The sequence below is a fragment of the Rhizobium sp. 18055 genome, assembly GCF_902706285.1.
In the GTDB taxonomy this organism is placed as follows: domain Bacteria; phylum Pseudomonadota; class Alphaproteobacteria; order Rhizobiales; family Rhizobiaceae; genus Rhizobium.
The window spans coordinates 316,133-330,098 of the sequence record NZ_CACSKD010000001.1; the positions used below are offsets into that span (position 1 = coordinate 316,133).

Here is a 13,966-nt window from a genome sequence, read left to right on the forward strand (position 1 = left end):
AAGGAAAGCCGATGCATAAGGCCCGCAGCATCCTGATCTGGGCAGTCGTTGCGCTCTGCGTGATTGTGCTGGTCACCTTGCCGGTGAACCTGCAGGCGCAGCTTATCGCCAGCATCACCGTGGTCGCCGTCATGGCCATCATCAAGGGGCTGAAGGGCGAAGGAACCTGGCGCCTGATCGCGCTCGCCTTCGGCACATCAATCGTCATGCGCTACGTCTACTGGCGCACCACCAGCACGCTGCCGCCCCTGAACCAGCCGGAAAACTTCATTCCCGGCCTGCTGCTTTATCTGGCTGAAATGTACAGCGTGGCGATGCTGGCGCTCAGCCTGTTCATCGTCGCCACACCGCTGCCGCCGCGCCCGTCGCGAGCCGGGAAGCTCGACCGCTTTCCGCATGTCGATGTCTTCGTTCCGACCTATAATGAAGACTCGCATCTTCTCGCCAATACGCTCTCCGCCGCCAAGGCTATGGATTACCCCGCGGACAAGCTGCACGTCTGGCTGCTCGACGATGGCGGAACCCTGCAGAAGCGCAATTCCAACAAGCTGCTCGAAGCCCAGGCGGCCGTCGCCCGGCACACCGAACTCAAGCAGTTGTGCGAGGATATCGGCGTTCGCTACCTGACGCGCGAACGCAACGAACACGCAAAGGCCGGCAATCTCAACAATGGCATGCAGCACTCGACAGGCGAACTGATTGCCGTGTTCGATGCCGACCACGCACCTGCGCGCGACTTCCTGCTGGAGACAGTTGGCTATTTCGACGACGATCCGAAGCTCTTTCTGGTGCAGACGCCGCACTTCTTCATCAATCCCGATCCGCTGGAGCGCAATCTGCGCACCTTCGACAAAATGCCGAGCGAGAACGAAATGTTCTACGGCATCATCCAGCGCGGCCTCGACAAATGGAACGCCGCTTTCTTCTGCGGATCGGCAGCGGTGCTGAGCCGCAAGGCACTGGAATCGCAACAGGGTTTCAGCGGCATCAGCATCACCGAGGACTGCGAAACAGCACTTTCGCTTCATGGCGCCGGCTGGAACAGCATCTATGTCGACAAACCGTTGATCGCGGGATTGCAGCCGGCGACCTTCGCCAGCTTCATCGGCCAGCGCAGCCGCTGGGCACAGGGAATGATGCAGATCCTGCGCTTCCGCTTCCCGTTGCTGAAGCGTGGCCTGACCATTCCGCAGCGCTTCTGCTACATGTCGTCCACGCTATTCTGGCTGTTTCCCTTCCCGCGCACGGTGTTCCTGTTCGCGCCACTGTTTTATCTTTTCTTCGACCTCGAGATCTTCACCGCCTCGGGCGGCGAGTTCCTCGCCTACACCCTCGCCTACATGCTCGTGAACCTGATCATGCAGAATTACCTCTACGGCTCGTTCCGCTGGCCCTGGATCTCCGAACTCTACGAATATGTGCAGACGGTGCATCTGCTGCCGGCGGTCATCTCGGTGATGCTCAATCCGCGCAAGCCGACCTTCAAGGTGACGGCCAAGGACGAATCCATCGCTGTCAGCCGGCTGTCGGAGATCAGCAGACCTTTCTTCGTGATCTTCGCCGTGCAGATCATCGCCCTGATCGTCACGATCTACAGGATCTATACAGAGCCCTACAAGGCTGACGTGACGCTGGTGGTGGGCGGCTGGAACCTGATCAACCTGATCATGGCCGGCTGCGCGCTGGGCGTGGTCTCCGAGCGCGGCGAACGCGCCTCGTCACGCCGTGTCCGCGTCAATCGCCGCGCCGAGTTCGGCATCAACGGCAAATGGTACACGGCCTCGATCGAAGACGTATCGGTGCACGGCGCCCGCCTGCATGTGTTCGACAAGCAGCTCGAGCAATCCCTGGTCGGCATCGAGGGAGAGGTTCGCTTCCGGCCCTTCAGCGGTGCCGAGGTCGAAACGCTGCCGCTGATCATCCGCAATATTCAACCAACCGATGGCTTGCTGGCCGTCGGCTGCCAATATGTGCCCAAGCGCGCACTCGACCATCGTCTGATCGCCGATCTGATGTTCGCCAATTCAGCGCAATGGACACAGTTTCAGGAGGGCCGGCGCCGCAACCCAGGACTTATTCGCGGAACCATCTGGTTTGTTGGACTGGCACTCTACCAAACCAGTCGAGGCCTGGTTTACTTCTTCCGCAGCATGCGGCCGGAGCGCGAGGAGCAACGGCGAGACGCAAAGGCGAACGGCTGATGAAAAAGCTCATCTGTTCACTTGCCATTCTTCTCGGTGCATCGGTCCTGGCCCATGCGCAGACGACGCCGTTCGACATGTCGGGTGAACGTCCGGCGGATGCGCCTGCGGTCGCGCCGCGGCTGACGCTTCCTGCAACGCCGGTAGCGCCGGTTCAAGCCCCGGCGGTTACAAGCACCCAGCCTGCGCCAGCAGCGCCCCCGGCGGCGACAGCCCCTCCTCCCATACAGCCATTTTCCATGGCGCCTGCAGCACCTGCCCAGCCTGCAGCGGAGCTCGCAGATCCCGCGGCGCAGCCAGCCGTGCCCGCATTGCAGCCAGCGGCTCCAGCCGTACAGACGCGTCCGGCGCAGTTCAAACAGGCCGCGGCACCGGCAGCAATTCCCCTTCCCGCGGGCACGTCACGCCGCTATGTCGTTCCGTTCGCCAAACTTGGAATGGACGGTGAATATGACCGTAGATCCTGGTCGGTCTACCTGACGCCAGAGCAAGCCGCAGCCACCGCGACTTTCAACTTCACCTATCAGAACGCGATCGTGGTTGCGCCCGAGACCTCGCAATTCACCATCCTGATCAACAACAGGATCATTGGCGAACAGCCGGTTGCATCGCCGGATGGCTCATCGAGCGTTTCGTTCAGCGTTCCACCGCGGCTGCTGCAGCCAGGCGCCAACCTGCTGACGATCGAGGCCACTCACCGTCACCGCACGGATTGCAGTGTTCAATCGACATACGAACTTTGGTCCGATATCGATCCATCACAGACATTCCTGAGCTTCGTTGGCGAAGAATCGGCCAAGTTTTCCAGCACCGATGCCATCCGGGCGATCGGCGTCGACGGCACGGGCCAGACCGCATTCAATTTCGTGGTTCCGGCGCTGGATCAACCGGGAACCACCAAACCGCTGCTGAGACTGGCCCAGGGGCTGTCGATCTTGAGCGGAATGCCGAACCAGAGCAGTTCCTTCACAACCGATACCCTGCCGCCTTCTTCCCCCGGGCGCATGACGGTGGTGGTTGGGACACCCAGCGAGTTGCAGCCGCTTTTTGCCGTTCCGATTGCGGCACAGACGGCTGCCCTGGCCACTTTCGCCACAGATCCGCGCTCCGGCCAACCTGTTCTATTGATCACCGGACCATCTTGGCCTGCCATCTCCACGGCCATCGATACCATCGTCTCGACCACCGATCGATCCACCACGGTTCGCCGCGACGCCTTGGCCACCCAGCGATGGGCAGCACCCGATGCCCCACTTATCTTCGCCGACAGAACAATCCCGTTCTCGCAACTGGGCGTCAAATCAACCGAATTTTCCGGCCGGCGGTTCCGCACCAATTTCAACATCGCCGTACCTGCAGATTTCTACGCCAACGCCTATGGCGAGGCGACTGTTCTGCTTGACGCCGCCTATACGCAGAGCGTTCTCCCCGGCAGCCATGTCGATGTCTATGTGAACGGAAATATCGCTTCGACCCTGCCAATCACCTCGACCGGCGGCGGCATTTTCCGCCATCTGCCGATCCGGGTGACCATGCGGCACTTCAAGCCCGGGCTGAACACGGTATCACTCGAGGCGATCCTGCTGACCAACGAGGACGAGATCTGCGTGCCCGGAACGACCGCGGGTACCGGCCCGCGTTTCGCGCTGTTCGATACCAGCGAATTCCACATGCCCGACTTCGCGCGTGTCGGTCAGCGTCCAAACCTTGCAGCACTTGCAGGGACGGGCTATCCCTATAGCCGCGCTCCAACGCCGACGCCGATCTTCATCGACCGCATCGATTCCGACACGCTCTCGGCAGCAGCAACCCTGCTCGGCAGGATTGCACTTGTCGCCGGGCGGCCGATCGACATTGAACCCGCCGCCTCACCGGCTGCGATCGGCGAGCGCGACGCGATTTTCATCGGCTCCATTTCACAAATGCCGCAGGCGGTACTTTCACAGCTCAACATCGCGACAACCAGCCAAGCCACATGGCGGCCGCTGGCGGCAACGCAGACAACGCCGAGTGAGACATCGGTGATGTTCGACCAATGGCGCTCCAAGGTGAGCGGCGGCGTCTGGCAGGGCCAGATCACCTCGTTCCAGGAATGGCTGCGGCGCAACTTCGATATCTCGCTCAGTTCGCTGCAATTCGTACCGGGGGCGGAAAAGCTGTTCACTCCATCAAATGCCAACAGCTTCCTGATCGCCCAGGGAACCAGCACGGCCGGCACCTCGACATGGACGATCGTGACCGCACCATCCGCAAGAGATCTTCGCGAAGGCGCAAATGCCGTCACGAGGCAGATGAACTGGCCTGCAATTGCAGGCCATGTCACGACCTTCTCGTCGGCCACGGGCAAGATCGAGACCGTCCCGGTCAGCCGTTTCGACTTCACGCCGACGGAGACCTGGACCTTTGCCAACTACCGCCTGATTGCTGCAAACTGGCTATCCACCAATATCCTCTCCTACGCGGTGCTGCTCGTCATCATGTCGCTCCTCGTCGGCGCGGCAACGGCTGGGATGCTTGGACGGCTGGGTCGCGGAAAATGAGTGTCTGGTGGAAGATCACCCTGATGGCAGCATTCGCCTCCCTGATCGCCTTCTGCCAGCCCGCAGCGGCCCAGACGACCCGTATCGATGCCAGTTCATGGAGCGCCTACAAGGCGAAATTCCTGGACACCAGCGGCCGCATCATCGACAACGCCAACGGCAATATCAGCCATAGCGAAGGCCAGGGATATGGCATGTGGCTGGCTTATCTGGCCAACAATCCGGCTGACTTCGAGCAGATCTGGTATTTTGCCCGCACGGAACTGCTGCTGCGCGACGACGGGCTGGCTGTGTGGAAATGGGATCCCAGCGCAACTCCGCATGTGACCGATACGAACAATGCGTCGGACGGCGACATGTTGATCGCCTATGCGCTTGCTCTGGCAGGGTCGGCCTGGGACAATCAGGATTACCTCGAAGCGGCGGCGAAGATCGCCAATGCTCTGTTGGCACATGCCGTCGTCAAATCAGGCGGCCGAACCATCCTTCTGCCCGGCGTTGACGGTTTCGATGCACCCGGGCGCAAGGACGGTCCGGTCATCAATCCATCCTACTGGGTCTATGAAGCCATCCCGGTCATGGCGTTGCTGGCGCCATCCGACGCATGGCATACCCTGACGATCGACGGGCTCGCTCTCCTGCGTTCGATGCAGTTCGGGCCGCGCAAGCTGCCAGCCGACTGGGTGAGCCTGCGGCGCCAGCCACAACCCGCCGAGGGCTTCGATGCCGAGTTTGGTTACAACGCGATCCGTATTCCTCTCTATCTCGCCCGGGCGGGAGTTTCGGACAAGGAATTGCTGCTAAGGCTTCAAGCTGGAATGACCGGCAGCGACGGTTTGCCGGCGACGATAGACTTGAAAACTGGCCAGGTAAAACAATCACTTCCGGACCCTGGTTATCGAATTGTTAACGATGTTGTGGCCTGTGTAACCCGGGGAACGAAGCTTCCGGAATCGTCCCGGCAGTTCGCGCCGTCGCTCTACTATCCATCGACCCTTCAGCTCCTGGGGTTGGCTTTCGTCGGGGAGAAACATCCAGAGTGCCTTTGAAATCCTCTCTTGTTGCAGTGTCGGTCGCATTGGTGGTGGCAGGTCTTGTCACCGCTCTGAAGGACCGTGCAGCCATTCAGGATATGCTTGGCATCAGCACCCCCTCGGCCGCCCCGCAACTGATGCTGATGGGGCGGATCACCGGACCCGACGGATTGCCCAGGCGACCCGCTGGCGATCTGCACGCAATTGCTGACCAGATACAGGCCCAGATAGGGGCACAGGCAACCGCTGCCGCACCTGCTCCGATCGACGAACAGTCACAAGGCGAGCCCGCTCCCGCAACGCCGGCGGTTATCGCGCAGGCGCAGCAGCAGCCAGCGGCGCAACGGCCGGCGCCCGCTGCTCCAGCGCCGCAGCCGGCAGCACCGAAGGTCGATGAGAGCGCACTTCGCTACTTCGCAAGTCGGGGCGACAAGGCAAGGCTGCAAGCGGAAATATCACGCCTGCAGGCGCTTTATCCCAACTGGGTGCCACCGGCCGATCCGCTGGCCATTCCTCAAGGTGGCGACAAGCAGCTTGAAGCGATGTGGCAGCTTTACTCCGAAGGTCGCTACGCCGAGCTTCGAAAAGCGGTCGCCGACCGGCAGATCGCCGAACCCGGCTGGCAACCGCCGGCCGATCTTCTCGACCGTCTCGACGTGGCAGAGGCACGTGCGCGACTGGTGAACGCTTCGGATCTCAAGCAATATTCGACGGTCGTGCAGATCGGCGCGACGACACCCAGCGTGCTGACCTGCGCCGATATCGACGTTCTCTGGCGCGTGGCGGAAGCCTTCGTCCATACCGATCGGATGCAGCGGGCACAGGACGCGTATAGCTACATCCTGAAAAGCTGCACGAACCCACAGGAGCGGCTGGCGACCATCCAGAAGGCGTCTGCCTTGCTGCCATACGCACCGATGCAGATCTTGCTGGGGCTTGAGCGCCCCGATGGCAATGGCGGCCGAGAATTCGACAGCATCCGCAACGATCTTGCGCGCAGCTTCGTCGCCGCGGGCAACGGCAACCCGGATCTGGCCGTTGCACCCGATTACCTGACGCTGGTGCAGCGTCTTGCCGAGACACAGGGGCTCGCCTCCGACAATCTGCTGCTCGGCTGGTATCATCTGCGCCGCGAAAACTATGCCGATGCCGAAAAATGGTTTCGTGCTGCGCGTGCCAAGGAAGATTCGGCCGGTGCGTCCCAGGGACTGGCGCTGGCGCTGATTGCTCAGAAGAAAGAGCAGGAAGCCGAAGACGTGATGTACAAGTGGCGCGGCGATTCCAAGGACGCGACCGCGACGTATCTTGCCGCAACCGCCAACCTGATGGCGCTGCAGCCGCCGGCAAGCATCGCCGAAGACGTGCTCAGCCGCATGGCTGCCGAAGTTATCGCGCAGAAGTACGTGCCGACCGCACAACAGTTCGGCTGGTACGCGCGCTCGCTGAACCAGCCGCAGACGGCCGCACGCTGGTTCGAGACGGCATTGCGGTGGAAGCCCGATGACGAACCTTCCGCCTATGGCCTTGTCATTACCCGCGAACAGCTGAACGATCGCAGAGGCGTTGCTGAAGTGCAGCGGCTGTGGGCAGGACGCTCGGCGCGCATCGCCCAGATGGGGGAGACCTCCGCGCTGACGCCTCAGATGCAGACACCCCTGCCAGCGCCCGGCCAAACTCTGCAGCCGCAGCAGACACAGACCTATACGCCGCAAGTGATTGCTGCCCCCGACCCCGTCTCCCAGGCGGCTGCCCCACGCCAGCGCCCCGCGCCTGCGCGCGAGGACACAGGCCGGCAATCCATGCGGAGCGTTTCCGTCAACCGCGGCGCACGGCAGCCACGCGGCTGCTCGACCACTGTCGATCCGCAACTGCTGGATGCCGGCACTGCGCTTAACCGCGGCTGGTGCCTGATGGACCTCAATCGTCCCATGGAAGCGGTCGAAGCCTTCGAGGCAGCACTCGCCAGCCCCACCCGCAAGGTTCGGGAAGACGCCGCCTACGGCCAGAGCCTCGCCTATCTGCGCGCCGGGCTATCGAACAATGCCGCCGTCGCAGCAACCAGGGCGCCGCAGAGCCGCCAGCGTGCCGCCGAGCTGCAGGTCTCCATTTTGTCGGACCGCGCGCTCGCCGCCTTCACCGCCAAGCGCTATCGCGAAACGCTCGTCTATCTCGACCAGCGCGCGCAGCTGCAGCAGGAACGCATCGATCTGATGGTCCTCAGGGGGTATTGCTACCTGAACCTTCAAATGTACGGCGATGCCGAGCGAATTTTCAATGCAGCGGCCACGGTCGGCAGCAGAGATGGATATCGCGGTCTCGCCGACCTCAAGGCCGCGACCCATCCGGACGCAAAGCAATAGCCTGTGCCAAGCTTCGATCGGCCTACGGACGAGGCACCAGCCATGGATACGCCTTCGGACGATGCCGAACCACGGCATCCAGCCTGCTGCCCATGTCGCTTGCCGCACTTGCCTGAAAGCACCCTATCGCGCTTACTCTTGACGTTCTGCAAAAAATAGAACATAACAAGAACAAATAGCGAGGTAAGCGTATGACAAGAACTGAGCAAGTCATAGCAAACGCAATGGCCGTTGTTGCAGCATCGCGCACAGAGCGCGAGCGGGACGCCGAGCGCCGGCGTCGGGTCTTCGGGAAGATCGAGATCGGTCTGCCGCTTCCGAAGATCAAGGGGCAGCAGCTGAGCCTCGATCTTCATTGATCGCCACGCCGGGCGCCCGATCATAACGAGTAACGGACGACGCGCTTCCGGGCTTATATTTTCGCGGATGGTTTCATTGCCGTTGCGGATCGGCTATTTCGAGTGGCAAGACCATGATGACCTCAGGGAGCGTTAGCTTCTCCCCGATCAGAAAGCCCGTCCATTGCCAGACACCAAGCCCTCATGCTTCGACCGCCCCTACGCCGCCTTTCTGTTCGACATGGACGGCACCATACTGAGTTCGCTTCTGGCCGCAGAGCGGGTCTGGGGTGCATGGGCAAAGCGACAAGGGCTTGACGTCGAGGCCTTCCTGCCGACCATGCACGGGTCGCGAGGTGTCGATACGATTGCCAGGCTGAACCTGCCCGGCATAGACCCGGTGAAAGAGGCCGCTGCGATCACCGAAGCCGAGATCGAAGACGTAGAAGGCGTTTTCGCATTGCCGGGTGCGGCTAGGTTTCTGAAGGCGCTCCCTGCGGATCGATGGGCGATCGTGACCTCGTCTCCGCTTCGCCTGGCCCACAAGCGCCTGGAAGCGGCCGGGCTTCCCGTGCCGCAAACCATGGTGACGTCCGAAGACGTCGAAATCGGCAAGCCCAATCCGCAGTGCTACATTCTGGGCGCTGAACGGATGGGCTTCAGCCCGAGCGATTGCCTGGTGTTCGAGGATGTGCAGGCCGGCATTCTGGCGGGCGAAGGAGCAGGTGCCGACGTCGTCGTCATCACGGCGACGCAGCACCACGACATCGAGACGCCTCATCCGACCCTTCATTCCTATGAGGACGTTGCTCTGCGCATCTTCAACGACGGCAAGATCAGCCTCTCCAGATAGATCGAGACAAGACTTGTTGCTGCATTCCAGCAGCAACGACGACGCACTTTTGGATTTGGTCCCGGCGCCAATACCCCCATCACGACAATGCCCGCCGCGAGACCAGCGGCGGGCATCTGCTCTTCGGCTCGGGAGAGAGTGTGAGCCTTAGATATTGGCAAGCAACTCGTTGATGCGGGACTCCATATCCGCGAGCGCCGCATCCACGTCCTTCTGGCCGGACACCGCAGCGCTCATTTCCTGACCGATGATGTCCTGGATTGCGAACTGGCGCTGGACGGTCGCGGGCAGCGGCGTGCCGAGCGTGGCGATTGCCGAGATGGTGTCGCGATGCGGCAGGGCCTTGAACTCAGGTGAAGCGAGCACAGCCTTGACGGCAGGCAGGTGGCCGGTGCGCGACCAGTCGAAGTCGTTGTCGCGGAAGAACTTCAGGAACTTGCCGATTGCGGCCGTTTCCTCGGGCGAGCGGTCCTTCTGCGACACCGCCCAGCTATGGCCGTCGGCATATTGGGCCTTCTTGCCCGGGAACAGCTGCGGATACGGGTAGACCGCGTAACCGCCCTTGTTCAGCGCAGTGCCTGCCGTCTCGGACGATGCGGTATAGTCACCGATCACCCAGGTCCCGTTCAGATGCACGCCACCTTCACCGGCAAGGAACGCATTGATGCTGGCGGCGTAGTCGAGATCCTTGACCGTGTCGCCATTGTCATAGATCGCCTTGTACATCTCGACGACCTTCTTGGCCTCCGGCGTATTGATCTTCACCTGCTTCGGATTGGCGAAGAAGTCGGAATCCTGCTGGAACAGGTAGGTGTAGAGATTGCGGGTGTAGAGTGCCACTTCATTGGCAAGGTTCTGCACGAAGTAGGGCTTTCCGGTCTTTTCCTTGAACTGCTTGGCTTGGGCGAGCAATTCTTCCGGGCTGGTCGGCAGCTTCGGCGTACCGTCAGCATTGACGAGATCGGCCTTTTTGAACAGATCCATGTTGATGTGGTAGAGCATGGTCCAGTTGTCGATCGGCAGGCCGTAGATCTTGCCTTCCTTGGTGACGCCGTTAAGGCTGGCATCGGTGAAATCGCTGGAGGCGACACCAACCGACTTCAGCACCTCGTCGAGCGGCATGATGAGGTGTTTAGACTGGTAATCGGCCAGGACAGACTGGTGGATGGTGACGATATCGGGCGGATCGCCAGCGGCAAACTGCGCCGTCAGTTGGTCGTAGCCCGGCCATTCCACCGTCGTCACCGAGACATGCACGTCCGGATTGTCGGCATTGAACTTGTTGATCAGCGAGGTGATGATGCCGCACTCGCCGACGGCCTTGGCAACATCGGTGTTGGTGCCCCAATCGGCATCGCAGGCGCCGAAGAAGCGCTGTACCGAAAGCTCGGTTGCCGCGAATGCCGGCGACGCGCCTGATAGCGCGATCACCGAGGCCGCCGCCAGCATGTATTTCCTCAAGGTATGCGTCATGTCCACTCCTCCTCTTTGGGCTTTCAACCCTTGGCTAGCCCCCTCCCCGGGAGCCGGTTGGTGTCACCGCAACGTCAGGCTCAGCGCACGGCGGCGCCGGACACTGCCGTCACGATGTATTTCTGGAAAAACAGGTAGAGAATGAGGATCGGCGCGCTGGCAAAGACCGCCTGCGACATCAGGAAGCCGAGGCCCTCCGACTGCGCGAAATTGGTCTGTGTCGAGGCGATGCCGACCGTCAGCGTGTACATTTCCTTCTTGGTGCCGGAGATCAGCGGCCAGAAGTAATCGTTCCAGGCGCTGAGGAAGGTGAAAATCCCAAGTGTCGCCTGCGCCGGGATCGTCAACGGCAGCAGCACCTTCCAGAAGATCTTGAAGCGGCTGGCATTGTCGAGCAGCGCCGCCTCGTCGAGTTCCTTGGGGATGGCGCGGAAATACTGCGTCATCAGGAACACGCCGAAGGGGGCGGACAGGCCGGGCAGGATCAGCCCGTGATAGGTGTTGTGGAACTTCAGCCAGCTGAACAGCTGGTGGCGGGCGATCAGCACCGCCTGCTCAGGAACCGCCAGACCGAGCAGCACGATGATGAACAGAGTATTGCGGTATGGAAACTGCAGTCGGGCAAAGCCATAGCCGGCGAGCGACGACAGAACCAATGTACCCAGCGTCAGCCCGCCGGAGACGATGACGCTGTTCAGGATCCAGCGGAATACCGACGAGGTCGCCAGGATATTGATATAGTTGCTGATCGTGTAGGGCGCGGTGAAGACGGAGTTCATATCCGCCATCAGTTCCTTGTTGTCCTTCAGCGACAAGCCGATGACCCACAACACCGGCGCCATCATGATCAACGCGCAGAGGATCGTCAGGAAGAGGATCACGCGGTCGCCGGTGGAGCGACCGACCATATTGCCACCAGACACGGCGCTCATCCTTCTTCTCCCTTTCGGCGCGAGATGACGTACTGCGCCATGGCAGCGATCAGGATCAGTATGAAGAGGATTTCAGACGCAGCCGCGCCAAGCCCGAGGTCCCATTTGGTGAAGGCGGCCTCGTAGATGTAATAGACGATCGGCTTGGAGACGTTGTTCGGGCCGCCAAGTGTCATCAGCTTCGACTGGCCGAACAGCTGGAACTGCAGGACGATCTGGATGATGACAACCAGTGCGAAGGTGCGCCGGATCGATGGCAGCGTGATGTACCAGAGGGTCCGCCAGCGGCTGGCATTGTCGAGGGCTGCCGCCTCGTAGATGTCGGCGGGTATCTGCTGCAAAGCCGAGAGAAACAGCATCATCGGCAGGCCGATGCACCACCAGATGGTAGCGATTGCGATGCCGATCATCGCGAGCTTCGGATCCGACAGAAAGGCTGGCGGTGCCGCGCCGAACCAGCCGTAAATGGTGGCGAGCAGGCCGAAATTGCCGATGAAGACGATGCGCCAGATCAGCGTGACGATGGTGACGGACAGCACCGACGACGAGAAGTAGATGGTACGCAGGACGGCTGCCGTCCTGGTCTTGCGGTTCAGCGCCAGCGCGAGCGCCAGGCCGATGATGGCGAGTGCCGGCACGGTCAGGAAGACAAAATAGAAGGTGTTGCCGATCGTCTGGATGAAGATCTTGTCCCGAAACAGGCGGAAGTAATTGTCGATGCCGACGAAGCGTCCGACACCGAAGGCATCGGCCTTGTGCAGGCTGAGCCAGATGCCCCAGAACAGCGGCACCACCAATAGCGTCACGAAGAAGAACAGATAGGGCAGGACGAAAAGTGCGTTTCGCCAGAGCGGCGCATTGATATTCTGCACCTTGAGGCGAGCAGCGGCTTTGGCGGCTGCGCCGGTGCCGGAGAAGGTCGCCTCAGCCATGCCCCGGCTCCTCATTGTGCCAGGCGCTGCCTTCGGCATTGAAGAGATGGCTACGGCTGCCATCGAGCGTCAGCCCGACTTCGTCGCCGATCGCCACGCGGCTGTTGCCGATGTCCTCGGCAACCAATGTGCTGCCATCACTCAGTCGCGTATAGAGCAACGTCCGGTCGCCGAGCCGCTCCAGCACATCGACCTTGCCGGTCGTCGTAGCCGGGACGCCATTGGCAAGCTTTACCGCCTCGGCCCGAATGCCAAGCGCATGCCCGCCACCATTGACGCCAGCAGCACGGATCGCCGTTTGAAGTTCGGTGCCGTCAGGCAGCCTGGCGCTGACGAAACCGTTGCGCTCCGACAGGCCGACATCGAGGAAATTCATCGTCGGCGAACCGACGAAGGTTGCCACGAAGCGACTGGCCGGCCGCGAATAGATCTCCATCGGCGAACCGATCTGCTCGATCTTGCGGTTGTTCATCACCACAATGCGGTCGGCGAGCGTCATGGCCTCGATCTGGTCGTGAGTGACGAAGATCATCGTCGACTTGACGCGGTTGCGAAGCTGGGCGAGTTCGACGCGGGTGCGTACCCTGAGGGCTGCATCGAGGTTCGACAGCGGCTCGTCGAACAGGAAGGCTTTCGGCTCCTTGACGATGGCGCGGCCGATGGCGACACGCTGACGCTGGCCACCGGAGAGCTGGCCGGGCTTGCGCTCCAGCAGATGGCCGATCTCCAGCATCCGCGCCGCTTCCGCCACGCGCGCCGAGATCACATCGGCTGGCACGGCGATGTTGCGCAGCCCGAAGGCCATATTGTCGGCGACCGTCATATGCGGATAGAGCGCGTAGCTCTGGAACACCATGGCGATGTCGCGCTGGCCCGGCGGCAGCGTATCGATGCGCTCGCCGTTGATCGAGATCGTCCCCTCGTCAACGCTTTCCAAGCCGGCGATCATCCGCAGCAGCGTCGATTTCCCACAGCCCGACGGCCCGAGAAATACCATGAATTCATTGGCCTTGATCGACAGAGACAAGCCATCGAGCACGGTCATCGAGCCGTAGCGCTTGCTGACATTGTTGATTTCGATGCTGGCGGTCATCCGACTGCTCCAATGCTACAGTCAGAACCCAAAAATCCGATACGAACAGTTGGCTGGCACGAACTGCCGGGATTGGCGCCCGCTTTGAAAAGCAGGCCCCATTCCGTCAGTGCTAGTGCCAAAACAGAAGCGTTTGCTCCCATCTTCTCCTCCCAGTGGCACGTCAAGACCGGTGTACTGACGTTAATTTATACGATGACGATGTCAACA

At 61.3% G+C, this 13,966-nt stretch carries 10 protein-coding genes; 6 read left to right on the forward strand and 4 right to left on the reverse strand.

Features of this window, described 5'->3' with window-relative positions:
* Positions 1–11 precede the first annotated feature (11 nt).
* From bcsA to GVL52_RS01455, 6 genes are all read left to right on the forward strand, one after another.
* Positions 12–2,201, forward strand: a complete 2,190-nt coding sequence (gene bcsA, locus GVL52_RS01435; RefSeq protein ID WP_160003474.1) for a UDP-forming cellulose synthase catalytic subunit — start codon at positions 12–14, stop codon at positions 2,199–2,201.
* The gene (locus tag GVL52_RS01440) at positions 2,201–4,741 is read left to right on the forward strand and encodes a cellulose biosynthesis cyclic di-GMP-binding regulatory protein BcsB (RefSeq protein WP_160003475.1); all 2,541 of its coding nucleotides are present in this window, start codon (positions 2,201–2,203) and stop codon (positions 4,739–4,741) included. The genes bcsA and GVL52_RS01440 overlap by 1 nt, the downstream gene beginning before the upstream one ends.
* Positions 4,742–4,764: 23 nt before the next feature.
* Positions 4,765–5,790: a glycosyl hydrolase family 8 gene (locus GVL52_RS01445; RefSeq protein ID WP_160003971.1), complete on the forward strand. Its 1,026-nt coding sequence runs from the start codon at positions 4,765–4,767 to the stop codon at positions 5,788–5,790.
* Positions 5,787–8,135: a cellulose synthase gene (locus GVL52_RS01450; protein ID WP_160003476.1), complete on the forward strand. Its 2,349-nt coding sequence runs from the start codon at positions 5,787–5,789 to the stop codon at positions 8,133–8,135. Before GVL52_RS01445 ends, GVL52_RS01450 begins: the two co-directional genes overlap by 4 nt.
* 224 nt (positions 8,136–8,359) lie before the next feature.
* On the forward strand, positions 8,360–8,494 hold the full coding sequence (locus tag GVL52_RS31135) for a hypothetical protein (protein WP_280179090.1): 135 nt from the start codon (positions 8,360–8,362) through the stop codon (positions 8,492–8,494).
* 163 nt (positions 8,495–8,657) lie between these two features.
* Positions 8,658–9,326, forward strand: a complete 669-nt coding sequence (locus GVL52_RS01455; protein WP_368735324.1) for an HAD family hydrolase — start codon at positions 8,658–8,660, stop codon at positions 9,324–9,326.
* 147 nt (positions 9,327–9,473) lie between these two features.
* Here GVL52_RS01455 and GVL52_RS01460 read toward each other — a convergent pair whose 3' ends face one another.
* From GVL52_RS01460 to GVL52_RS01475, 4 genes are all read right to left on the reverse strand, one after another.
* On the reverse strand, positions 9,474–10,799 hold the full coding sequence (locus tag GVL52_RS01460; protein ID WP_160003477.1) for an ABC transporter substrate-binding protein: 1,326 nt from the start codon (positions 10,797–10,799) through the stop codon (positions 9,474–9,476).
* A gap of 80 nt (positions 10,800–10,879) precedes the next feature.
* On the reverse strand, positions 10,880–11,731 hold the full coding sequence (locus GVL52_RS01465) for a carbohydrate ABC transporter permease (protein WP_160003478.1): 852 nt from the start codon (positions 11,729–11,731) through the stop codon (positions 10,880–10,882).
* Positions 11,728–12,663 carry a carbohydrate ABC transporter permease gene (locus tag GVL52_RS01470; RefSeq protein ID WP_160003479.1) on the reverse strand — a complete coding sequence of 312 codons (936 nt, stop codon included), beginning with the start codon at positions 12,661–12,663 and terminating at the stop codon, positions 11,728–11,730. The genes GVL52_RS01465 and GVL52_RS01470 overlap by 4 nt, the downstream gene beginning before the upstream one ends.
* Entirely contained in the window at positions 12,656–13,756 is a 1,101-nt protein-coding gene (locus GVL52_RS01475) for an ABC transporter ATP-binding protein (RefSeq protein WP_160003480.1), read from the reverse strand. Before GVL52_RS01475 ends, GVL52_RS01470 begins: the two co-directional genes overlap by 8 nt.
* Between the last annotated feature and the right edge of the window lie 210 nt (positions 13,757–13,966).

Excerpts from the sequence above, each read along its gene's own strand:
- bcsA (WP_160003474.1), top strand. The coding sequence starts at position 12 with ATGCATAAGGCCCGCAGCATCCTGATCTGGGCAGTCGTTGCGCTCTGC.
- GVL52_RS01440 (WP_160003475.1), top strand. The coding sequence starts at position 2,201 with ATGAAAAAGCTCATCTGTTCACTTGCCATTCTTCTCGGTGCATCGGTC.
- GVL52_RS01445 (WP_160003971.1), top strand. The coding sequence starts at position 4,765 with ATGGCAGCATTCGCCTCCCTGATCGCCTTCTGCCAGCCCGCAGCGGCC.
- GVL52_RS31135 (WP_280179090.1), top strand. The coding sequence starts at position 8,360 with ATGGCCGTTGTTGCAGCATCGCGCACAGAGCGCGAGCGGGACGCCGAG.
- GVL52_RS01460 (WP_160003477.1), bottom strand. The coding sequence starts at position 10,799 with ATGACGCATACCTTGAGGAAATACATGCTGGCGGCGGCCTCGGTGATC.
- GVL52_RS01465 (WP_160003478.1), bottom strand. The coding sequence starts at position 11,731 with ATGAGCGCCGTGTCTGGTGGCAATATGGTCGGTCGCTCCACCGGCGAC.
- GVL52_RS01470 (WP_160003479.1), bottom strand. The coding sequence starts at position 12,663 with ATGGCTGAGGCGACCTTCTCCGGCACCGGCGCAGCCGCCAAAGCCGCT.
- GVL52_RS01475 (WP_160003480.1), bottom strand. The coding sequence starts at position 13,756 with ATGACCGCCAGCATCGAAATCAACAATGTCAGCAAGCGCTACGGCTCG.